This window comes from Streptomyces nymphaeiformis (assembly GCF_014203895.1).
GTDB classification, from domain to species: domain Bacteria; phylum Actinomycetota; class Actinomycetes; order Streptomycetales; family Streptomycetaceae; genus Streptomyces; species Streptomyces nymphaeiformis.
The window spans coordinates 305,004-326,710 of record NZ_JACHJY010000010.1 but is presented as its reverse complement, the minus strand read 5'-3'; the positions used below and the strand labels follow the sequence as shown (position 1 = coordinate 326,710).

20 protein-coding genes and 1 tRNA gene are annotated in these 21,707 nt (G+C 72.6%); 5 read left to right on the top strand and 16 right to left on the bottom strand.

Annotation, left to right across the window (positions count from 1 at the left end; translation table 11 throughout):
• Nucleotides 1–5: 5 nt before the first annotated feature.
• The 10 genes from ruvA to pgsA all read right to left on the bottom strand — a co-directional run bounded on the left by ruvA (nucleotide 6) and on the right by pgsA (nucleotide 7,774).
• Nucleotides 6–638 carry a Holliday junction branch migration protein RuvA gene (ruvA, locus tag GGE06_RS32590; protein ID WP_116161989.1) on the bottom strand — a complete coding sequence of 211 codons (633 nt, stop codon included), beginning with the start codon at nucleotides 636–638 and terminating at the stop codon, nucleotides 6–8.
• The gene (gene ruvC, locus GGE06_RS32585; RefSeq protein ID WP_184932492.1) at nucleotides 635–1,195 is read right to left on the bottom strand and encodes a crossover junction endodeoxyribonuclease RuvC; all 561 of its coding nucleotides are present in this window, start codon (nucleotides 1,193–1,195) and stop codon (nucleotides 635–637) included. The genes ruvA and ruvC overlap by 4 nt, the downstream gene beginning before the upstream one ends.
• A gap of 109 nt (nucleotides 1,196–1,304) precedes the next feature.
• Nucleotides 1,305–2,057: a YebC/PmpR family DNA-binding transcriptional regulator gene (locus GGE06_RS32580; RefSeq protein WP_055602342.1), complete on the bottom strand. Its 753-nt coding sequence runs from the start codon at nucleotides 2,055–2,057 to the stop codon at nucleotides 1,305–1,307.
• A 63-nt stretch (nucleotides 2,058–2,120) separates the two neighbouring features.
• The gene (pdxT, locus tag GGE06_RS32575; protein ID WP_116161987.1) at nucleotides 2,121–2,708 is read right to left on the bottom strand and encodes a pyridoxal 5'-phosphate synthase glutaminase subunit PdxT; all 588 of its coding nucleotides are present in this window, start codon (nucleotides 2,706–2,708) and stop codon (nucleotides 2,121–2,123) included.
• Between the two features lie 6 nt (nucleotides 2,709–2,714).
• On the bottom strand, nucleotides 2,715–3,629 hold the full coding sequence (gene pdxS / locus GGE06_RS32570; protein ID WP_184932491.1) for a pyridoxal 5'-phosphate synthase lyase subunit PdxS: 915 nt from the start codon (nucleotides 3,627–3,629) through the stop codon (nucleotides 2,715–2,717).
• Nucleotides 3,630–3,743: 114 nt separating this feature from the next.
• Complete coding sequence (locus GGE06_RS32565) at nucleotides 3,744–4,286, bottom strand: hypothetical protein (RefSeq protein WP_184932489.1); 543 nt, start codon at nucleotides 4,284–4,286, stop codon at nucleotides 3,744–3,746.
• Nucleotides 4,287–4,297: 11 nt separating this feature from the next.
• Nucleotides 4,298–4,933 (bottom strand): MBL fold metallo-hydrolase, encoded by a 636-nt coding sequence (locus GGE06_RS32560; RefSeq protein ID WP_184932487.1) that lies wholly within the window; start codon nucleotides 4,931–4,933, stop codon nucleotides 4,298–4,300.
• A gap of 116 nt (nucleotides 4,934–5,049) precedes the next feature.
• Nucleotides 5,050–6,204: a glycosyltransferase family 4 protein gene (locus GGE06_RS32555; protein ID WP_184932485.1), complete on the bottom strand. Its 1,155-nt coding sequence runs from the start codon at nucleotides 6,202–6,204 to the stop codon at nucleotides 5,050–5,052.
• The gene (locus GGE06_RS32550) at nucleotides 6,201–7,115 is read right to left on the bottom strand and encodes a phosphatidylinositol mannoside acyltransferase (RefSeq protein ID WP_184932484.1); all 915 of its coding nucleotides are present in this window, start codon (nucleotides 7,113–7,115) and stop codon (nucleotides 6,201–6,203) included. The genes GGE06_RS32555 and GGE06_RS32550 overlap by 4 nt, the downstream gene beginning before the upstream one ends.
• Entirely contained in the window at nucleotides 7,112–7,774 is a 663-nt protein-coding gene (gene pgsA / locus GGE06_RS32545; RefSeq protein WP_116161981.1) for a phosphatidylinositol phosphate synthase, read from the bottom strand. The genes GGE06_RS32550 and pgsA overlap by 4 nt, the downstream gene beginning before the upstream one ends.
• Before the next feature lie 292 nt (nucleotides 7,775–8,066).
• Between pgsA and GGE06_RS32540 the strand changes: the two genes are divergently transcribed.
• Together GGE06_RS32540 and GGE06_RS32535 are read left to right on the top strand one after the other, a co-directional pair.
• Nucleotides 8,067–10,280, top strand: a complete 2,214-nt coding sequence (locus GGE06_RS32540; protein WP_116161980.1) for an elongation factor G-like protein EF-G2 — start codon at nucleotides 8,067–8,069, stop codon at nucleotides 10,278–10,280.
• Nucleotides 10,281–10,456: 176 nt separating this feature from the next.
• On the top strand, nucleotides 10,457–12,112 hold the full coding sequence (locus GGE06_RS32535; RefSeq protein WP_181924682.1) for an AbeC-like domain-containing protein: 1,656 nt from the start codon (nucleotides 10,457–10,459) through the stop codon (nucleotides 12,110–12,112).
• Between the two features lie 29 nt (nucleotides 12,113–12,141).
• Here the strand turns inward: GGE06_RS32535 and GGE06_RS32530 are convergent, their stop codons facing one another.
• Nucleotides 12,142–12,705, bottom strand: a complete 564-nt coding sequence (locus GGE06_RS32530; protein ID WP_030692008.1) for an HIT family protein — start codon at nucleotides 12,703–12,705, stop codon at nucleotides 12,142–12,144.
• Between the two features lie 65 nt (nucleotides 12,706–12,770).
• On the opposite strand from GGE06_RS32530, the gene GGE06_RS32525 reads away from it, so the two are divergent.
• On the top strand, nucleotides 12,771–13,469 hold the full coding sequence (locus tag GGE06_RS32525; RefSeq protein WP_116161978.1) for a potassium channel family protein: 699 nt from the start codon (nucleotides 12,771–12,773) through the stop codon (nucleotides 13,467–13,469).
• Nucleotides 13,470–13,481: 12 nt separating this feature from the next.
• Here GGE06_RS32525 and thrS read toward each other — a convergent pair whose 3' ends face one another.
• The 3 genes from thrS to GGE06_RS32510 form a co-directional block, all read right to left on the bottom strand.
• Nucleotides 13,482–15,458 carry a threonine--tRNA ligase gene (thrS, locus tag GGE06_RS32520; protein WP_116161977.1) on the bottom strand — a complete coding sequence of 659 codons (1,977 nt, stop codon included), beginning with the start codon at nucleotides 15,456–15,458 and terminating at the stop codon, nucleotides 13,482–13,484.
• Between the two features lie 148 nt (nucleotides 15,459–15,606).
• Nucleotides 15,607–16,923: a serine/threonine-protein kinase gene (locus tag GGE06_RS32515; protein WP_184932483.1), complete on the bottom strand. Its 1,317-nt coding sequence runs from the start codon at nucleotides 16,921–16,923 to the stop codon at nucleotides 15,607–15,609.
• Nucleotides 16,923–17,489 (bottom strand): DUF4365 domain-containing protein, encoded by a 567-nt coding sequence (locus GGE06_RS32510; RefSeq protein ID WP_116161975.1) that lies wholly within the window; start codon nucleotides 17,487–17,489, stop codon nucleotides 16,923–16,925. Before GGE06_RS32510 ends, GGE06_RS32515 begins: the two co-directional genes overlap by 1 nt.
• Before the next feature lie 121 nt (nucleotides 17,490–17,610).
• On the opposite strand from GGE06_RS32510, the gene GGE06_RS32505 reads away from it, so the two are divergent.
• A complete protein-coding gene (locus GGE06_RS32505) occupies nucleotides 17,611–18,339 on the top strand; it encodes a 3'-5' exonuclease (RefSeq protein WP_181924681.1) in 729 nt (242 codons plus the stop codon).
• A gap of 56 nt (nucleotides 18,340–18,395) precedes the next feature.
• Here the strand turns inward: GGE06_RS32505 and GGE06_RS32500 are convergent.
• Both GGE06_RS32500 and GGE06_RS32495 read right to left on the bottom strand, forming a co-directional pair.
• Nucleotides 18,396–18,467 (bottom strand) — tRNA-Val (locus tag GGE06_RS32500).
• 39 nt (nucleotides 18,468–18,506) lie between these two features.
• On the bottom strand, nucleotides 18,507–18,953 hold the full coding sequence (locus GGE06_RS32495) for an SRPBCC family protein (protein WP_184932482.1): 447 nt from the start codon (nucleotides 18,951–18,953) through the stop codon (nucleotides 18,507–18,509).
• Between the two features lie 92 nt (nucleotides 18,954–19,045).
• Here GGE06_RS32495 and GGE06_RS32490 point away from each other — a divergent pair, with 92 nt between their 5' ends.
• Complete coding sequence (locus GGE06_RS32490) at nucleotides 19,046–21,664, top strand: SCO7613 C-terminal domain-containing membrane protein (RefSeq protein WP_184932481.1); 2,619 nt, start codon at nucleotides 19,046–19,048, stop codon at nucleotides 21,662–21,664.
• The last annotated feature ends 43 nt before the right edge of the window (nucleotides 21,665–21,707 follow it).

Sequence of the window (21,707 nt, the reverse complement as noted above, 5' to 3'; positions counted from 1 at the left end):
CGCCGTCAGCGTGCGCGGTTCAGGGTCTGCAGCGCCGCCCGCAGCAGCTGCGGGACCGGGGCCGAGCCGCCGGCGGCGATCGCGGCCTCGGCCTGCGGGGTGACGGCGCCGACGGCCTCCTCGGCCTCGCGGCTCGCGTAGCCGAGGCCGATGAGGGCGGCCGAGAGCTGCTCGGTCCAGGGGGCGGGGCCGGTGGCGGCGGCGCGCTGGGCACCGACGAGGCCGCTGCTGCCCAGCGGGGCGCCGAGCTTGTCCTTCAGCTCGAGGAGGAGCTTCTGGGCGCCCTTCTTACCGATGCCGGGGACGGCGGTGAGGGCCCTCTCGTCGCCGGTGGAGAAGGCGAGGCGCAGCGCGTCGGGGCTGTGCACCCCGAGCATGGCCTGGGCGAGGCGGGGGCCGACGCCGCTGGCGGTCTGGAGGAGCTCGAAGACCTGACGCTCGTCGTCGTCGGCGAAGCCGTACAGGGTGAGGGAGTCCTCACGGACGACGAGGGAGGTGGCGAGCCGGGCGTGCTCTCCGACGCGCAGGCCGGCGATGGTGGTCGGGGTGCACTGGACGGCCATGCCCACTCCCCCGACCTCGACGACGGCGGTCGTGGGGGCGAGGGCGGCGACGGGGCCGCTGACGAAGGCGATCATGACGTGCGGCCTTTCGTGGCGTGCAGGGCGACGGCCTGCTGCAGACGGTTCTGAGCGGCGACGGCCTGCTGCAGACGGTTCTGGGCGGGGGCCCGCCAGATGTGGCAGATGGCGAGGGCGAGGGCGTCGGCCGCGTCGGCCGGCTTGGGCGGGGCGGAGAGCCGAAGGAGCCGGGTCACCATGGCCCCGACCTGCGCCTTGTCGGCACGACCGCTGCCGGTGACGGCGGCCTTGACCTCGCTGGGGGTGTGCAGGGCGACGGGGATGCCGCGCCGGGACGCACAGAGCATGGCGACGGCGCTGGCCTGGGCCGTGCCCATCACCGTACGCACGTTGTGCTGGCTGAACACCCGCTCCACGGCGACGAGTTCGGGCGAGAAGCGGTCGAGCCACTCCTCTATGCCGCGCTCGATGCCGACCAGGCGCACGCCGATGTCGTCGTCGGCCGCCGTGCGCACGACGCCGACCCCGAGCATGGTCAGGGGCCGTCCGGCGACGCCCTCGACCACGCCGACGCCGCACCGGGTCAGTCCGGGGTCCACTCCGAGTACGCGCACTCCGTCCTCCCTGCTCGCAAGTCTGTTCCTGCAGGCTATCGGCAGGCACTGACAACGCAGCGGGCCGACGGGGTGTGTCCCGTCGGCCCGCTGCTCGTGAAGACCGCGATCAGGCGTCGACCTTCTCCATGACCTCGTCGCTGACGTCGAAGTTGGCGAAGACGTTCTGCACGTCGTCGCTGTCCTCCAGGGCGTCGATCAGCTTGAAGATCTTGCGCGCGCCCTCCTCGTCGAGCTCGACCTGCATGGTCGGGACGAAGCTGGACTCGGCCGAGTCGTAGTCGATGCCGGCCTCCTGGAGGGCGGTACGGACCGCGACCAGGTCGGTGGCCTCGCTGATGATCTCGAAGGACTCACCGAGGTCGTTGACCTCCTCGGCGCCGGCCTCGAGCACCGACTCCAGGACGTCGTCCTCGGACAGCTCGCCCTTGGGGAGCACGATGACGCCCTTGCGGTTGAACAGGTACGAGACCGAGCCCGGGTCGGCCATGGAGCCGCCGTTGCGGGTCATGGCGACGCGCACGTCGGAGGCGGCACGGTTGCGGTTGTCGGTGAGGCACTCGATGAGCACCGCGACACCGTTCGGGCCGTAGCCCTCGTACATGATCGTCTCGTAGTCGGCGCCACCGGCCTCAAGACCCGCACCGCGCTTGAGCGCGGAGTCGATGTTCTTGTTCGGGACGGACTGCTTCTTCGCCTTCTGGACGGCGTCGAACAGCGTCGGGTTGCCGTCCAGGTCGGCGCCACCGGTGCGCGCCGCGACCTCGATGTTCTTGATCAGCTTCGCGAAGAGCTTGCCGCGCTTGGCGTCGATCACGGCCTTCTTGTGCTTCGTCGTAGCCCATTTAGAGTGGCCGGACATCTGCCTGTCTCCTTCGCGTAACCAACTTCTTGAACGAACCCCAGAGATCCTACCGGGATCGGGTCACCGTTCGGCGCGCACCATGTCCACGAACAGCTCGTGGATCCGGTGATCGCCGGTGAGCTCGGGGTGGAAGGAGGTCGCGAGGGCCCGGCCCTGCCGGACGGCGACGATGTGGCCCTCGTGCTCGGCGAGCACCTCGACCTGGGCGCCGACGGACTCGACCCACGGGGCACGGATGAAGACGCCCTCGACGGGGGTGTCTATTCCCGCGACCGTGACGCCGGCCTCGAAGGACTCGTTCTGCCGCCCGAAGGCGTTGCGGCGGACGATCATGTCGATGCCGCCGAAGGTCTCCTGGCCCGAGCGCGGGTCGAGGATCTTGTCGGCGAGCATGATCAGGCCGGCGCAGGTGCCGTACACGGGCATGCCGGCGGCGATGCGCTCGCGCAGCGGCTCCATCAGGCCGAAGAGGGCGGCCAGCTTGGAGATGGTGGTGGACTCGCCACCGGGTATGACCAGGCCGTCGACCTCGGCGAGCTCCTCGGGACGCCGGACCGGCCTGGCCACGGCGTCAGCCGCGGCCAGGGCGATCAGGTGCTCCCGTACGTCGCCCTGGAGGGCCAGGACACCGATTACGGGCGTGCTCATGGGTGCTTACCAGCCCCGGTTCGCGTAGCGCTCGGACTCGGGGAGGGTGTCGCAGTTGATGCCGACCATGGCCTCGCCCAGGTTGCGGGAGGCGTCCGCGATGACCTTCGGGTCGTCGTAGAAGGTGGTGGCCTTCACGATGGCGGCGGCACGCTTGGCCGGGTCGCCCGACTTGAAGATGCCGGAGCCGACGAAGACGCCCTCGGCGCCGAGCTGGCGCATGAGCGCGGCGTCGGCGGGGGTGGCGACGCCACCGGCGGAGAACAGCACGACCGGCAGCTTGCCGAGCTCGGCGACCTCCTTGACGAGCTCGTACGGGGCGCGCAGCTCCTTGGCGGCGGCGAACAGCTCGTTGTTGTCGAAGCCGCGCAGCTTGGCGATCTCGTTCTTGATCTGGCGCAGGTGGCGGACGGCCTCGACGACGTTGCCGGTGCCGGCCTCGCCCTTGGAGCGGATCATGGCCGCGCCCTCGGCGATGCGGCGCAGGGCCTCGCCCAGGTTGGTGGCGCCACAGACGAAGGGGGTCGTGAAGGCCCACTTGTCGGAGTGGTTGATCTCGTCGGCCGGGGTCAGGACCTCGGACTCGTCGATGTAGTCGACGCCGAGGGACTGGAGGACCTGGGCCTCGACGAAGTGGCCGATGCGGGACTTGGCCATGACCGGGATGGAGACCGCGCCGATGATCTCCTCGATCATGTTCGGGTCGGACATGCGGGCCACGCCGCCGTCCTTGCGGATGTCCGCGGGGACCCGCTCCAGGGCCATGACGGCCACGGCGCCGGCGTCCTCGGCGATCTTCGCCTGCTCGGCGTTGACCACGTCCATGATCACGCCGCCCTTGAGCTGCTCGGCCATGCCGCGCTTCACGCGCGCGGTGCCGGTCTCGGGGGACTGGAAGGTGGTGGAAGGCGTGGTGGACACGGATACCTCACTCGTGACAACAGGGGTTGACGACAAGAAGAGGAAACAGTCCACCCTCGGTCCACATCAAGGGCCAATGTGGACCCGGTGGATCGTTTTCCCAGGCTACGAGGGTCAGGCCGGACGATCGGCAAGGGCCACCGGCGGCTCGTCGTCCATTTCGAAGGCCAGCGGGAACGGCGCGTGGCCCGCGAGCCGGAACCAGCGGACCTTGCGGTGGCGGCGCAGGGCGCGGGCGGCCCGGACGGCGTCGTTGTGGAAGCGGCGGGCCATCGGCACCCGGCGGACGGCCGCGGCCAGCTCCCCCGCGGCCTCCTCGCCGCCGGGCGCCTGCCGTACGAGCTCCACCTGCTCGGGCTCTCCGAAGACGGCCCGCAGCGCCTGGCTCAGCTCGCTCTCGGCGACCTCCCGATGGTCCTCCTCCGCCTGCCGGGCGGCGTGCGCGGCCTCGTACAGCACGATCGAGGCGGCCGGGTCGAGGACGCCGGAGGTGGCGAGCTCCTGGGTGACCGAGGCCCGGCGCAGCAGCTGTGCGTCCAGGGCGGCGCGGGCGGCGTCGATGCGCATGTGCAGGCGGTCGAGCCGTCCGGCGGTCCAGCTCAGATAGACGCCGATGAGGATCAGCGCGACGACGGTCCAGATCAGGGTTTCGGTCACGGGCGCACAGGCTACCGGGGCGGCGGCAGCACACCTTCCCAAAGGTCGTGGTCATGGGCGAACAGGACACGTGCGGGACGGCCTGCGGCGAGCTCGCCGAGCCGGTCGAGCCAGGGGAGGTACGGGCTGCCGAACTCGTGGGCGAAGTCGTACGCCTGACCGGCGAGGACCGTGATCCGGTCGCCGTGGTCGACGACGAGCGACTGGTGACCCTCGGTGTGGCCGGGCGTCGGCACGATCAGCAGGCCCGGAGCGATCTCGTGCTCGCCGTCGAGCTCCTCGTAGCGGACGCCGGGCAGGAGCGAGTCGATCGTGTACCCGCCGGCGCGGGCGACGGCGAACTCCTTGCTCTGGACGAGGACGGGGGTGTCGGGGAAGCGCTGGTTGCCGCCGATGTGGTCGAAGTGCAGGTGGCAGTTGACGACGAGGTCGACGTCGTCGGGGCCGACGTCCAGGGGGTGCCGGACGGGCCGGTAATGGGCGTCGGTCTCCGGGGACCCCGTCCCCAGGCCGGTGTCGAACAGCACCCTCACGCCCGCGTGCCGCACGAGATACCCGAGAACGGGCTCCACGCGGGCGTGGGGGCCGTTCCATTCGTGTGCGGGGCGGGTGATGTGCCCGAGGTCGAGCCGCGTGATCGTTTCCATCCGAACACCTTGCCCCGCCCCGTTGTGGGCATGCGTTCCGCCGGGGCGAAGGGGGTCCCCCCTCGCCCTGCGGGACGATTGCCCACACGGGGGTGGACGGGGGCACCGCCCCGGCCCTACAAGCCCAGCCGCGCCCGCAGCCCCAGCGGGCGTTCGTCCGTGTCGACCGACGCCGCCCCGTCCGTCACCGTCTCGTACACCGCCAGGATGTCCGCGCCGACCGTCGACCAGTCGAAGCGGCGTACGTGCGCCGAGCCCCTGGTGCTCAGTTCGGAGCGGCGCGTCGCGTCGCCGAGGAGTGCGATCGCCGCGTCCGCGAGCGCGTCCGCGTCCTCGTTGGCGAAGAGTTCGCCCGCGGCGCCCTGGTCGAGGACCTGCGCGAAGGCGTCCAGGTCGGAGGCGAGGACCGGCGCGCCGGCCGACAGCGCCTCGACGAGGATGATGCCGAAGCTCTCGCCGCCGGTGTTGGGCGCCACGTACACGTCGACGCTGCGCAGCAGCCGCGCCTTGTCCTCGTCGCTGACCATGCCGAGGAACTCCACCCGGGAGCGCATCGCGGCCGGCAGCGAGGCCACGGCCTCCTCCTCGTCGCCGCGCCCGGCGACGAGGAGCCGGGCGCCGGGCCGCTCGGTGAGGATCTTCGGGAGGGCCCGCATGAGGACGGGCAGGCCCTTGCGCGGCTCGTCGATGCGGCCGATGAAGCCGAGTGTCTCGCCCTGCCACTCCTTCTTCGGTTCGGCGCGGGCGAAGAAGTCGACGTCGACGCCGTTCGGGATGACGACGGCGTCGCCGCCGAGGTGCTCCACCAGCGTCCGGCGCGCGTACTCGCTCACCGCGATGCGGGCGCTGATCTTCTCCAGGGCGGGCTGGAGGATCGGGTACGCGGCGATCATGGCCCGCGAGCGGGGGTTCGAGGTGTGGAAGGTGGCCACGATCGGCCCCTGCGCCGCCCAGCAGGTGAGCAGCCCCAGGGAGGGCGAGGCCGGCTCGTGGATGTGGACGACGTCGAAGGTGCCGTCGTGCAGCCAGCGGCGGACCCGCGCGGCGGAGAGGAAGCCGAAGCTGAGCCGGGCCACCGAGCCGTTGTACGACACGGGCACGGCGCGCCCCGCGGAGACGACGTACGGCGGCAGCGGGGTCTCGTCGTCGGCGGGGGCGAGGACGGAGACCTCGTGGCCGAGCCGGATGAGGTGCTCGGCGAGGTCGCGGATGTGGAACTGGACGCCGCCCGGCACGTCCCAGGAGTACGGGCAGACGATCCCGATCTTCACGCGGTCGGCTCCTCCCGCTCTTCCAGGTCCGAGAGCCACAGTCGTTGCAGCATGTGCCAGTCCTCCGGGTGGTCCGCGATGCCCGCGGCGAACGCGTCGGCGAGCGCCTGTGTCATGACGGACGTCTTCTCGGCCCGCGTACCTGACTCGGGCACGTCGACGGGCGGGTGGATCTGGCCCTTCATGACCGCCGAGTCGTCGTACCAGAGGGTCACCGGCAGCAGCAGCGCGCCGGTCTGCTGGGCGAGGATCGCCGGTCCGGCCGGCATCCGCGCGGTGTCCCCGAAGAAGGTGACCTCGGTGCCGGAGGCCGACAGGTCGCGGTCGGCGACCAGGCAGACGAGGCCGCCGGCCCGCAGCCGCCGGGCGAGGGTGCCGAAGGCGGAGCCGCCGGTGTGGGGCAGGACCTCCATGCCGAGGGACTCGCGGTAGGCGACGAACCGGTCGTACAGCGACTCGGGCTTGAGCCGTTCCGCGACCGTCGTGAAGGGCACGCCGACCGAGCGGGTCACCCACACGCCCGCGAGGTCCCAGTTGGCCAGGTGCGGCAGCGCGAGGATGACGCCGCGCCCGGAGGCGAGGCCGTCCTCCAGATAGTGGCGGTCCTTGATGTCGATGGACCGCTCGACCCGCTCCTTGGTCCAGGTCGGCAGCCGGAAGGACTCCATCCAGTACCGCATGTACGAGCGCATGCCGGCCTGCGACAGCTCGGCGAGCCGCTCGGGCGTGGCGTCCGGCACCACGCGCGCGAGGTTGGACTCGAGCCGCAGGACGCTCTTGCCGCGCCGCTTCCAGGCGATGTCCGCGATCCGCCGGCCGAGGCCCGTCGCCACCGACTCCGGCAGCTTCTTCACGGTCGCCCAGCCGGCGCCGTACAGACCGTCGCTCAGCCGTTCCTTGAAGGTGCTCACGAGGCCGCCCCGCCGCCCCCGGCCGTGGCGGCGTCCGCCTCGGCCGACTCCCGGCGCACGGTCACGACCCGCTGGCCCAGGGTGACGGCGCTGCCGACGGCCACGATCCACAGGGCGATCGGCAGGAGCACCTCGACGCCGGGCACGCCGAACTTGTGGAGCCCCGCGAGGCCCGCGGCGACCAGGGAGATCACCAGGCGCTCGGCGCGCTCGACGAGGCCGTTCACGGCGACGGGCAGGCCGATCGATTCGCCCCGGGCCTTGGTGTACGAGACGACCTGGCCGCTGGCCAGGCAGAAGATCGCCACGGCGCACAGGATGTTGTCGTCGCCCGTGCCGGCGTACCAGAGCGCGAAGCCGCCGAAGATCGCGCCGTCGGCGACCCGGTCGAGCGTCGAGTCGAGGAAGGCTCCCCAGCGGCTGGAGATCCCCGCCTGCCGGGCCATGTTGCCGTCGACGAGGTCGGAGAAGACGAACAGGGTGATGACGATCGTGCCCCAGAAGAATTCTCCGCGGGGGAAGAAGACCAGCGCACCGGCCATCACCCCCGCCGTGCCGATGAGCGTGACCGCGTCGGGGCTGACGCCCCGGCGGAGCAGAAACGCGGCGAACGGTGTGAGGACACGCGTGAAAAAGGCACGCGCGTACTTGTTCAGCATGGCCTTCCCGAGGTTCGGTGGGCCGCGCGGCCCCTACGACCACCGGCTCGCCCATCGTATCCACGCGCGTCCCGGCGCACCGGCGGGCACCCGCCCCGTCGCGTCGGCGTCCCTCCGGCGTCCCTCCGACGGTCTCTGTGGGGGGTGCCGCGTGTACGACGTATGGACGCTTCCTGGCGTCGGTGCAAAGCTCGAAGGACCACCGCGGGCACCGCAGGAGCCGTACCGCGACACACCACTCCCCCGCGCCCGCGTCCCGCCGCACCGTGCGAGCAGTCGGGAGGAACACATCATGGGTGACAAGGCGAAGACCCCCACCGGAGCCGCCGGCAGGGCTCCTACGGCCGACCGGCCCTCGGCCGTGCGGAACGTGGTGCTGGTCGGCCACAGCGGATCGGGCAAGACGACCCTCGTCGAGGCCCTGGCGCAGACCGCGGGAGCGGTGAACCGGGCCGGGCGGGTCGAGGACGGCGGCACCGTCTCCGACTACGACGAGATCGAGCACCGCCAGCAGCGTTCCGTACAGCTCTCCCTCGTCCCGGTCGGCTGGGACGGATTCAAGATCAATCTCCTCGACACCCCCGGGTACGCCGACTTCGTCGGGGAGCTGCGGGCCGGTCTGCGCGCGGCGGACGCGGCCCTCTTCGTCGTCTCGGCCGCCCAGGAGGCCGACGCCGTCGCGGGCTCCACCCGCATGATCTGGGAGGAGTGCGCCGCCGTCGGCATGCCCCGCGCCATCGTCGTCACCCACCTCGACACGGCCCGCACCGACTTCACCGAGCTCACCGCCGTCTGCGCCGGGCTCTTCGGCCGGGACGACCCCGACGCCGTCCTCCCCCTCTACCTGCCGGTGCGCGGCTCCGAGGGCGCCGACGGGCACGCGCCCGCGACCGGCCTGGTCGGCCTGCTCTCGGAGCGGATCTTCGACTACTCGTCCGGGGTGCGCCGGGAGAACGAGCCGGACGAGGGGCAGCGGGCGCTCATCGCGGAGGCCCGCGCCCGGCTCATCGAGGGGATCATCGCCGAGAGCGAGGACGAGACCCTGATGGACCGGTATCTCGGCGGCGAGGAGGTCGACGTGAAGACCCTCGTCGACGACCTGGAGAAGGCCGTCGCCCGGGGCACCTTCCATCCGGTGCTCGCGGCCGCCCCCGCCGCCGACGGCGGGACACAGGGGCTCGGCACCCTCGAACTCCTGGAACTGATCACCGGCGGCTTCCCCTCCCCCCTGGAGCACGAGGCGCCCACCGTGACCACTCCCGACGGCCGCTCCCGGCCCCCGCTCGCCTGCGATCCGGAAGGGCCGCTGGTCGCCGAGGTCGTCAAGACGGCCGCCGACCCCTACGTGGGCCGGATCTCCCTGGTCCGGGTCTTCTCCGGCACCCTGCGCCCCGACGAGACCGTGCACGTCTCCGGCCACGGCCTGGACGGGTCCCGCGACGGCCATGAGCTGCACGAGGCGGACGAGCGGGTCGGCGGGCTCACCTCCCCGTTCGGCAGGCAGCAGCGCCCGCTCGCGGAGTGCATCGCCGGGGACCTCGCCTGTGTCGCCCGGCTCGGCCACGCGGAGACCGGCGACACCGTCTCCGCCAAGGACGATCCGCTCCTGATGGAGCCGTGGACGATGCCGGAGCCGCTGCTGCCGCTGGCCGTCCAGGCCCACGGCAAGGCCGACGAGGACCGGCTCTCGCAGGGACTCGCCCGGCTCGTCGCCGAGGACCCGACGCTGCGGCTCGAACAGAACCCGGACACCCGGCAGGTGGTGCTGTGGTGCCTGGGCGAGGCCCATCAGGAGGTCGCCCTGGACCGGCTGCGCGGCCGGTACGGCGTGCAGGTCGACGCCGTGCCGTACAAGGTGGCGCTGCGCGAGACCTTCGGGGACGCCTCCTCGGGCCGGGGCCGGCACGTCAAGCAGTCCGGCGGCCACGGACAGTACGCCATCTGCGAGATCGACGTGGAGCCGCTGCCGCCGGGCAGCGGCATCGAGTTCGTCGACAAGGTGGTCGGCGGGGCCGTCCCGCGGCAGTTCGTCCCGTCCGTCGAGAAGGGCGTACGGGCGCAGGCGGCGCGCGGGCTCTCCACCGGCCATCCGCTGGTCGACATCCGGGTCACGCTGCGGGACGGCAAGGCCCACTCGGTGGACTCCTCCGACGCCGCCTTCCAGACCGCCGGGGCGCTCGCGCTGCGCGAGGCGGCCGCCGACGTGCCCGTCCACCTCCTCGAACCGGTCGCCCAGGTCGAGGTCCTCGTCCCCGACGAGTACGTCGGCCCGGTCATGAGCGACCTGTCGGGGCGGCGCGGCCGGGTCGTCGGCACCGACCAGGCCGGTCCCGGCCGGACCGTGGTCAGGGCCGAGGTTCCGGAGATCGAGATCGGGCGGTACGCGATCGACCTGCGGGCGATCTCGCACGGCACGGGCCGGTTCGACCGCACGTACGCCCGGCACGAGCCGATGCCGCCGCACCTGGCGGAGAAGCTCCGCGAACAGGCCGAAAAGGGCTCCTAGTTGACGGAGTGACAAGGGGCCACGTCCGCCCGGCGGCTGCCGGGCGGACGTCATTCGGCCGACGACATCCACAGGCCGTGACGCATCCGGCCGTACCCGGTTACGCTGTGGTGCCCAGCTCAGAAGGTGTGCGGGGCACGGCAGTTGGGAACAGCCCGCACAGGTACTCGCGCGCGATGGGGGCGGCAGTGGCGATCGACGGTTTCGGACCGGGGGCTCAGATCCCCCTCCAGGGCTCGGGAGGCGGTACGGGCGCGACGAACGCGCTCGCGTCCGCCGCGTACCGGGACAGTCCCCTGAAGACGATCCAGGAAGCCGACAACGACCTCTACAAGACCACGGTCAAGGAGGGGAAGTGGGGGCTGTTCAGCCCCGACCTCGGCGAGGCCTTCTCCCGCGCGGTCCAGGTCCGGATGCTCGGCGGCGCCCGCAAGGCCCTGATCCAGTCCTTCGGGGCCGAGCCGCAGCCGGTCGTCGAGCACTGCCTGGCCGCCACCCACCTGCGCCGGCAGCGCGACATCAAGCTGACCCTGGTCACCTTCTTCTGCGGCGTCCTCTTCCTGCCCGGCCTGCTGCTCTGGCTCGGCGTCATCCAGCTCCGCCGTCTCATCGCCGGCGCCGACAACAAGCGCCACAGCGCCATCGGCACCGGCCTCCTGTGGGTCGCCGGGATCTTCGCGGTGCTCGTCCTGATCAAGCTGCCCTTCGACGGGATCCTGCCGAACTACCTGCGCGCGATGGTCGTCGCCCCGGTCGTCGGCTGGTACCTCGCGGGCCGGATCTGCCTGAGCGCCGCCATCGACCTGCGCGAGCGCTGGTCGGGCCTGCTCGGCGGCGGCGGCGTCGGCCCCCACGTCCCCAAGTCCGTCCCCCAGGACCCGGGCGAGAAGTCGGCGGAGGCGCTCCGGCTCAATCTGGAGAAGCTCTCGGCGGAGCAGCAGTCCAACATCGTCTTCTACGCCGGGGGCAAGGGCGTCCTCGGCCTGGGCCCCCGCTGGGGCAGCTGGTCGCTCGCCGAGAACCTCGTCCCGGTGCCCGGCCGGGAGATGCACGCGTTCCGCGCCTGGGACATCGCCCGCAAGATCCACGACGAGCTGACGCTGCTCGATCGCGGCGCGCTCAAGACCGGCTTCCCCAAGCCGACCGTCAAGCACTGGATCGTCTCCTCGGTCGGCGAGGGCGCGGACGAGGTCAGCCGCCCCGAGAGCGACAACATCGTCCACTACCAGGTCAAGCCGCACGAGATACAGCGCATCTGCAACGAGCAGCAGTTCGACTCGGGCAACCGCTACTACCTCGGCGTCCAGTTCACCCTCTACGACGGCAACCTGGTCCTCACGATGATGGTCACCGTCACCTCGCTCCACGACACCCTGCGGATCGAGGTCACCGGTCACGCGCTCGGTCCCGTCCACGGCCTCTTCACCACGAAGCCGAAGGCGAAGACCAAGGAGGTCTCCAAGACCGTCCGCTTCTGGGAGACCAAGGAGATCCAGCAGCCCCTCCTCGGAACCAACGACATCGTCCGGCTCGCGGTGCGCGCCCCGCTCACCTGGTACCCGCCGGTCCTGGACTTCCTCGGCGGCAAGATGACGCTGCCCGAGCCGTTCGGTCTGCGGCACGTCTGGGCCGGGCCGCCCTGGAAGAACCGCTTCATGGCCGACGACGCCATCCGCATGGCGACGCCGGTGCTCCGCGCCGTCCACGCCGCGACCATAAAGGTGCTCGACGAGCACAACGTGGACACGGAGCGCTTCACCAACCGCTCGCTCGTCCTCAGCGGCGGCGTCCAGGACCCGGGCCCCAAGAAGGCCGACGTCTACGACGCCTGACCCGGGTCTCCCACGGACGCGTCAGCCGGTCAGAGCGTGGCCGGCCAGGCGTCGGCCAGCATCTTCCGGGTGTCGGCGAGCAGCTGCGGCAGCACCTTGGTGTGCCCGACGACCGGCATGAAGTTGGTGTCCCCGCCCCAGCGGGGCACCACGTGCTGGTGCAGGTGCGCGGCGATGCCGGCGCCCGCGACGGCGCCCTGGTTCATGCCGATGTTGAAGCCGTGCGCCCCGGACGCCGCCCGCAGCGCGACCATCGCCCGCTTGGTGAAGGCGGCGAGCTCGACCGTCTCCGCCTCGTCGAGGTCGGTGTAGTCGGCGACGTGCCGGTACGGGACGACCATCAGGTGACCGCCGTTGTACGGGTAGAGGTTGAGCACCGCGTACACACCCTGGCCGCGGGCGATCACCAGACCGTCCTCGTCCGACTTCGACGGAATCACGCAGAACGGACAGCCGTCCTCGGACCCCGGCCCGGTCGGCTTGTTCTCGCCCTGGATGTACGCCATCCGGTGAGGCGTCCACAGGCGCTGGAACGCGTCCTGCGTCCCCACTCCGATCTGCTGCTCCGGCTCAGTCGTCATGCTCAGCAGCATATTGCGTCGCCCGTTCGGAACGTGTCGCCGGGGCGGAAGATCCATGCACGGGCCATGCTGATCCGATGAGAGACAGGCCCCCCGTCCAGCCCGCGCAGGAGCGCTGGGACAGCTGGATGGAGACCCCGCTGACGGTGATGGCCCTGGTCTATCTCGCCGCCTACGCGGTGCGGATCCTCGGCCACGACCTGGCGGGCTCCCTGCGCGACCTGTGCCTCGCGCTGACGTACGCGGCCTGGGCGGTCTTCATCGTGGACTATGCCGTACGCGTCAGGCTGAGCGGTCTCGGTCTGCTCCGCTTCGTGCGCCACCACTTCCTCGACACGGTGGTGGTGATCCTGCCGCTGCTGCGCCCGTTGCGGATCGTGAGCGTCTACGACCGGGTGCAGCGCCGCCGCGACCAGCCCCGGCTCACGCTCTACGCCCGGGTCATGGCGTACGCGGGGTTGACGGCGAGCCTGCTCGGCTTCGCGGGAGCACTGACCGTCTACCACTTCGAGTACACCGCCCCGGGCGCGACGATCCGCACCTTCGGGGACTCGGTGTGGTGGGCGTGCGCGACGCTGGCGACGGTGGGGTACGGGGACGTGACCCCGGTGACGCCGATGGGACGCCTCACGGCGGTGGGCATGATGGGGGTCGGCCTGGCCCTGCTCGGCGCGGTGACGGGTTCCTTCTCGTCCTGGCTGATCCAGGCGTTCACCCGGGACGACGAGAAGGAGGACGGGAAGAGGCCCCCGGGGGATTCCCCGGGGGCCTCCTGAAGGCTCAGGCCATCAGACCTGGACGCGGTCCTCGACGACCTTGGCGAGCTTGGCGATCGCCTCGTCGACGGGGATGCCGTTCTCCTGCGAACCGTCGCGGTAGCGGAAGGAGACGGCGCCGGCGGCCATGTCCTCGTCACCCGCGATGATCATGAACGGGACCTTCTGCTTCTGCGCGTTCCGGATCTTCTTCTGCATCCGGTCCGAGGAGGAGTCGACCTCCACCCGCAGGCCCTGCTTCTTCGCCTTCGCGGCGAACTCGTGCAGGTAGTCGACGTGCGCGTCACCGATCGGGATGCCGGTCGCCTGGACCGGGGCCAGCCACGGCGGCATCGCGCCCGCGTAGTGCTCCAGGAGCACGGCGAAGAACCGCTCGATCGAGCCGAACAGCGCGCGGTGGATCATGACCGGGCGCTGCTTGGTGCCGTCCGGCGCGGTGTACTCCAGGTCGAAGCGCTCCGGCAGGTTGAAGTCGAGCTGGACGGTCGACATCTGCCAGGTGCGGCCGATGGCGTCCCGCGCCTGCACCGAGATCTTCGGGCCGTAGAACGCGGCGCCGCCCGGGTCGGGGGTCAGCGGGAGGCCCTGCTTCTCGGCGACCTGCTGGAGGACCGCGGTGGCCTCCTCCCACACCTCGTCGGAGCCGACGAACTTCTCCGGGTCCTTGGTCGACAGCTCCAGGTAGAAGTCGTTCAGACCGTAGTCGCGGAGCAGGTTCAGGACGAAGGTGAGGGTCTTGTCGAGCTCCTCCGCCATCTGCTCGCGGGTGCAGTAGATGTGCGCGTCGTCCTGGGTGAAGCCACGGGCGCGGGTCAGGCCGTGGACGACGCCCGACTTCTCGTACCGGTACACGGTGCCGAACTCGAACAGGCGCAGCGGCAGCTCACGGTAGGAGCGCCCGCGCGCGTCGAAGATCAGGTTGTGCATCGGGCAGTTCATGGGCTTGAGGTAGTAGTCCACGCCCTCGTCGAGCTGCATGGGGGGGTACATGCCCTCGGCGTACCAGTCCAGGTGGCCGGACTTCTCGAACAGCTTGCCCTTGGTGGCGTGCGGCGAGTAGACGAACTCGTAGCCCTCCTCCTCGTGGCGCTTGCGCGAGTAGTCCTCCATGACCCGGCGGATGATGCCGCCCTTGGGGTGGAAGACCGCGAGGCCGGAGCCGATCTCGTCCGGGACGGAGAAGAGGTCGAGCTCGTTGCCCAGCTTGCGGTGGTCGCGCTTCTCGGCCTCGGCGAGGAAGTCGAGGTGCGCCTTCAGCTCGTCCTTCGACGGCCAGGCGGTGCCGTAGATGCGCTGGAGCATCGGGTTCTTCTCGCTGCCGCGCCAGTAGGCGGCCGCGTTGCGCATCAGCTTGAACGCCGGGATGTTCCGGGTGGTGGGCAGGTGCGGACCACGGCAGAGGTCCTTCCAGCACAGCTCGCCGGTCTTGGCGTCGAGGTTGTCGTAGATGGTCAGCTCGCCGCCGCCCACCTCGACGTTCGCGCCGTCGTCGGTCGACGCGGAACCCTTGATGCCGATGAGCTCCAGCTTGTACGGCTCGTCCGCCAGCTCCTCGCGGGCGGCCTCGTCGGTCACCACGCGGCGGGCGAAGCGCTGGCCGCGCTTCTGGATCTCCTGCATCTTCTTCTCGATGACCTTGAGGTCCTCGGGAGTGAAGGGCTTCTCGACGTCGAAGTCGTAGTAGAAGCCGTCCCGGACCGGCGGGCCGATGCCCAGCTTGGCCTCGGGGAAGAGCTCCTGCACGGCCTGGGCCATGACGTGCGCGGTCGAGTGGCGGAGGATGTCGAGACCGTCCGGGGAGGAGATCTCGACGCCCTCGACGACATCGCCGTCGCGGAGCTCGTACGACAGGTCCTTCAGCTCGCCGCCCACGCGGGCGGCGATGACGGTGCGGTCGTCGGCGAACAGGGCGCCGGCGGTGGTGCCCGCGCTCACCGCCCTCTCCTCTGCCTCCGAGGCGGACTGGACGGTCACACGGACATCAGACACGGGTACTCCATACATAAGGGCGCAGGCAGACACGAGGTGCCGGCGCCGGCGACGCGCGGCAGAGACGAGGTGCCGCGTCGTCACCGATCTTACCGAGCGGTCGGCGCCGCCCGCGAAAGGGTTTCCCCGGCACGCGGGCGGCGCGCCCTCACTCCTCTTCGTCCGGCCCGCACGCCTCCTCGAAGAAGTCGAGGTTCTCGTGGAGGGACTTGAGCAGCCGGTCCCGTTCCGTCTCGTCGACCTGGACGGGGACGACCCCGGAGGCGTCGGTCAGGCGACGGAAGCCGCCGCGGCTCTCCAGCCGGCCCACGACCCTGATCGGGAGGCCGACGAGGTGGGCGTGGCCGGCCGTGCGGTACGCCTCCTCGTCGAGGGCGACCCGGACGTGCGGGACCTCCGCGCCGCCGAGCACCCGGAGCCGGACGATCCCCTCGCCGCGCGGCCCGGAGCGGCGCATGCGGACGACGGCGCCGGTGAGCCGGACCGGCACGGAGGGCTCGTCGGTCAGGTAGCGGGCGCTCGCCTCCCGCAGCGCGGGCAGGTCCCCGGGCGAGAACTCGACCGGTTCGGGCCGGGCCGCGCACCCCTCGGGCGCGCCGGCGGCCGGCGCCCACTCCAGGGCGACGCGGGCGCCCTCGGTGCCCCGGACGAGGGCGACGAGCGCCTCCGTGAGCTCGCGGCTGACGCCCGCCTCGACGGCGGCGTCGAAGGCCTCCATGCCGCCGGTGGCCCGCTGGTAGTCGACGGCCTCGCGGGCCGCGTACAGCGCGTGGTAGAGCCGGACGGCGATCGGGCGGCCCGGTTCGACGGGCAGGAAGGCGGTCAGGCCGCGGCCGCCGGGCGCCGCGCCGACGACGACGGTCTCCAGGGAGGCCTGGGCGGCCCTGCGGTGCCGGGCCCCGTGGTAGCCGGCCCGGCCGCGCACGGCGAGGGCGCCGGCGAGGAGGAGCTGGCGGGCGGCGGATCTGAGCTGCTCCTGCACGGTCCAGGGGACGGTGCCGGCCGGGCCCGGGGGCACGTCCCGCCACCAGCGGATCTCGTCGCTGGGCACGGAGAGGCCGGTGAGGACCTCGCGGGCGGAGGGCGTGGCGCTGCGGGCGAGGGCGGTGAGCGCCTCGCCGAGCAGGTCCTCGCAGTCGGGGAAGGCGCGGCTCTCCGGGACGAGGAGGCTCGTGCCGGTGCCGCTGCCGGGCGGGGTCCAGCGGCTGTAGCGGCCGACGGCACCGCCGCGCCGCCGCCAGCCGTGCCGGGCGAGGAGCGCGCCGAGGACCCGCGGGTCGACCCTGCCCGGGTCGGGTGCGCCCTGGGTGTCGGCCCAGGGCCCGATGGGCGGGGCGGGGATGCCGGTCCAGGGTCCCGGGGTCTCGCCGGGCGCCGGATGGGGCCGGTAGGGCGGGGGGACGGGGCCGCGCCCGGCCCCGTCCCCCTCGTCCCCGAACCCGCGTTCGTCGATCGGTCGGTGCATCAAGGTCTCCCTCCCACGCCGACCCGGGTCATGATCTCGCAGAGCGCCCGGTCGTCGAAGATCCGCGTCGTCGGGATGCGCACGGTGGTCCGGCGCCGTCCCGTGACCGGGTGTCCGGCCAGGTTGGTCCAGTAGCAGCAGTGCCGCAGGTCGAGCCGGTCGTGGCTCGCTCTCAGCCAGTCCTCGGGCGACCTCGGGACGAGCATCACGACCAGGATCTTGTGCACGGACACCGGTGTCCGGGCGAGTTTCACCAGGTGGTCGTTGTCGAGGGTGAACGAGAACGTGCTGCCCGGCGGGCGCGGCGGTATCTGATAGGTGCACTTGAGCTGCACCTTGATGGTCACTTCGTCGTCGACGGTGTGCCCGGGAGCGCTGTGGCTCACGTGCCAGTCGATGCCGTTGTCCGGAAAGGGCTGGGACAGCGAGCAGCCGGCCGCGGCGGCGACGGCGTGCAGGTATCCCACCTGAAGGGTCTCCATGCAGGCGGTGGTGGCGAGTGAGCCGCGCGTCGGTGCCACCCGCTGGGGCGGCAGCCCTCCCGACTCGGGCTGGGCGAGCGCCATGTCGTCTTCCTTCCCCGTCCCTTGTGTTGTGACCGGTCCGCGTACGACGCAAACAGTCCGGGTATCACCGTTTCGGGGCAGGGGGTTGGCCATCTGCCGCACGTGTGCAGGGAGTTCGGGGATGTCGATGCACTGGTACGAAGGGCCCCTGGCCGCTTTCGATACGGAGACCACAGGAGTTGACGTCGAGGAGGACCGGATCGTCTCGGCCGCCCTCGTCGTCCAGGACACGGTGGGGGCGCGTCCGCGGGTGACGCGCTGGCTGGTCAACCCCGGCATACCGGTGCCGGAGGGGGCGACGGCCGTCCACGGCCTGACGGACGATCACCTCCAGCGGAACGGCCGCTGGCCGGCGCCGGTGATGGAGGAGCTGGCGCGGGCGCTGGCCGAGCAGTCGGCGGCGGGGCGGCCGCTGGTGGTGATGAACGCGCCGTTCGACCTGACGATCCTGGACCGCGAGCTGCGCCGGCACCGGGCTTCGTCGCTGGGGAACTACACGGCGGCCAGCCCCCTGACGGTGCTCGACCCGCGGGTCCTGGACAAGCACCTGGACCGCTACCGGAAGGGCCGCAGGACGCTGACGGACCTGTGCGCGCACTACGAGGTCGAGCTGGCGGGCGCGCACGACGCCGCGGCGGACGCGACGGCGGCGATGGACGTCGTACGGGCGGTGGCGCGGCGCTTCTCGTCCCGGCTCGAGCGGCTGACACCGGGCGAGCTCCACACGCTCCAGGCGGTGTGGCACGCGGCGCAGGCGCGGGGGCTCCAGGCCTGGTTCACCCGGCAGGGGACGCCGGAGACGGTGGACCCGGCGTGGCCGCTGCGGCCGGAGCTGGGGACGGCGGCGTGATCGGCCCCGGAAACGGCTGAGGCCGGTCCGTCTTTCGACGGACCGGCCTCTCCCGGTGGGCGATACTGGGATCGAACCAGTGACCCCTTCGGTGTGAACGAAGTGCTCTCCCGCTGAGCTAATCGCCCGGGAACGGGTTGAACCATACAGCCCTTCGTGCCGCTGATTCAAACCGCGCGCAGGTGAGCCGCCAGTCCCCGCCGCCCGCCCCGCATCATCAGGGCGTGATTGGCGCGGAAGACGGGCCGTCCGGGGACGGCCAGGGCCCGCAGGAGCCGGGCGCGGACCTCGACCTCCTGCTCGTACAGGACGCGGGTGCCGGCCCCTTCGCCGGTGAGGGTCCAGCGGACCCATCCCTCCAGGTCCCCGCCGAGGCCGATCTCCAGGACGCGGGCGGCCGGGTCGTGGCGCAGGGCCCGGGCGGTGACGACGAGGTCGTACGGGAGGAAGGAGCGGAAGCGGGCGGTCCCGGTGGTCTCGTCGAGGGGGGCGACCTCACGGACCTGGGGCCACCAGCGCGGGTACTCCTCGGCGCGTTCGAGGACCGCGTAGACGGCGTCGGGCGGGGCGGCGAGCCACCAGACACGGCGGAAGCGGTACCGGCACCAGTCCATGCCCCCAGTGTGGACGTACTCAGGTGGGAATCGCGGGAATCTGAGTACCGGGACGCATTCCCGCCGACTGTGGCCGGAGCCACACTCCGGGTATGGACAACTCCCTGCCGCCCGCGGACGAGCTGGTGCTCGTCGACCGCGAGCTGGCGCAACTCGACGCGCGCCGCTCCCAGTTGCTGGCCCGCCGCGCCTGGCTGATCCAGGTGCTGTACCCGCCGGTGGCGGCGGCCCCGCTGCACCCGCGCACGCCGCTCGCGGACTCGACGCCGCGGAGCGCGCAGAACGTGCTGCTCACGCTCGGCGGGACGCTGCTGACGATCGCGGCGGTCGCCTTCACCCTGGTGAGCTGGGGCTCGATGGGGATCGGCGGCCGTGCGGCGGTGCTGGCCGTGGTGACCGGTGCGGCGCTCGCGGCGCCGGTGGCGCTGCTGCGCAAGGGCCTGCTGTCGACGGCCGAGTCGGTGGCGGCGCTCGGGCTGGTCCTGACGGTTCTCGACGCGTACGCGCTGCACCGGGTGGCGCTGCCGGAGACGGACGGCCTGGGGTACACGGCCGTGGCGTCGGCGGTCCTCGCGGGCGCGTGGACGGCGTACGGCTCGGTGCTGTCCCGGCTGCGGATCCCGCGGCCGGTGGCCGTGGTCGCGGCGCAGCTGCCGCTGCCGCTGGGTGTCCTCGCGGCCGGCGGCGGTCCGACGGCCCTCGCGTGGGCGGCGCTCGTGACGGCGGCGGCGGACGCGGCGGTCGTGCTGTGGACCCGTCCGGCGGCGGTCCGGATCACGGCGGGCGCGGCGGCGACGGTCCTGGGCGGCTGGTCCCTCCTGACGGGCGGCTGGCTCTCCCTCGTCTCCCCGTGGAGCGGCGCCGCCCTCCTCCTCACGGGCGCGGCGATCACCCTGTACGCGTCCTGGCGCGCGCCCGCCGTGGCGACGGCGGCCTCGGCGATATCGGGCCTGGCCCTCCTGACGGCGACCGGCGGTCTCCTCCGCGCGGCTCTGCCCACGGACTGGTCGGTCCCGGGCTACGTCCTGTGCGCACTGGCCCTGACGTCGGTGTGGCGCCTGGGCGGCGCGGCGGCGCCGGTATCGGCGGGCGGGGAGCCGGGGACGGGATCCGGGCCTGCGGCCACGGCCGACACCCGGTCCGGCGCGGCCGGCACGGGGTCCGGCGCCGTCGCGTCGGACCGTGGCCGTGGGTGGCTGCCACGCGGGATCCGGCTCGGGCTTGCCGGCGCCGGGGCCGGGGTCGCCGGGCTCGGGGTCGCGTGGGCGCTGCCGCCCGCCGTGGTGGGGCTTCTCGGGCCGGTGGCCCGGACGACGGAGGTCTGGTCCGGCGAGCACGCCGCGAACGCGCTGGGCTCCTACCCGGCGACGGCGACCCTGGTCCTGGTGGCGGCCGTCGCCGCACTCGCGGTCGTCCCCCGCCTCTGGGCCCGGTGCGGGGCGCTCGCCCTCGCCTGGGCGCTGCTCACCGCGCTCCCCGTCTCCCTCGACCTCCCGTACGCGGCGACGCTCGCCCTTCAGCTGCTGACGGCGGCGGCCGCCCTGTGGGTCGCGGTCCGCCCGGGCCCGCTGACGCGCGGCCTTCGCGCCGTCGACGCTTCGGCCGGTCACCCCGGCGCCCGGGCCACGGCGAAGGCCGACGGCGCCCGGGAAGCCGGCCTGGAGGGACCCGCCGCGCCCCAGGGCTTCGGGCCCGCCACCCCCTGGCCCGCGTGGGCGCCCTCGCCCCGGGTGCGGGCGGCGGAGCCCGGGACCGTTCTCGGGTGGACGGCGTACGTCGGTGGGCTCGCGTCCGCCGTGAGTGCGGTCGCCCTCGCGCTGGACGTACGGGCGGCCACCTTCGCCGCGCTCGGTGTGCTCCTCGCGCTCCTCGCAGGCGTCGCGGTGCTCGGCACGGACGCGCGCCGGGTGGTCTCGGCCACCGGTGCGGTGCTCGCGGCGACGGGGCTCGTGTTCGCGGTGGCGGCCGCGGCCGGGTTCGAGGACCGGTGGACGGCGCTCGCGCTGCTGCTCGTCCCGGCGGCGACCGCCGCCATCGGGTCCAGGGCGCCGCGCCCGGTGGCCCTGGCGGTCGAGGTCACGGGCGGGGCCGTGGGGCTGCTCGCCCTGGGGATCGCGGCGTCCCGCCCCGCGTACCTCGCGCTCGCGCTGGCCCTCGGCGGCGTGATCGCGGCGGCGACGGCCGTCCGGCCCGAGCGGCGGCGGTTCGCCTCGTGGACGGCGGCGGTGCTGTTCCTGCTCGCCACGTGGGTGCGGCTCGCGGTCTGGGACGTGACGACCCCGGAGGCGTACACGCTCCCGGTGACCGTGCCCGCGCTGACCGTCGGCTTCCTGCGGCGGCGCCGGGACCCGGGGGCCTCGTCCTGGACGGCGTACGGCCCCGGGCTCGCGGTGACGCTGCTGCCGAGCCTGGCGGCGGCCTGGACGGACCCGGAGTGGGTACGCCCGCTGGCCCTGGGGGTCGCGGCGCTCGCGGTGACGCTGCTCGGCGCCCGCTTCCGGCTCCAGGCGCTCCTGGTGCTCGGCGGTGCGGTGCTCGCCCTGGACGGGCTGCACGAGCTGGCGCCGTACGTGGTGCAGGTGGTGGGCGCGCTGCCGCGCTGGCTGCCGCCGGCCCTCGCGGGTCTGGTGCTGCTCACGGTGGGTGCCACGTACGAGCAGCGGCTGCGGGACGCCCGGAGGCTGCGGGAGCGGCTCGCGCGGATGCGGTGAGACGCCGAAGGCCCGGAGACGGTGTTCCGTCTCCGGGCCTTCG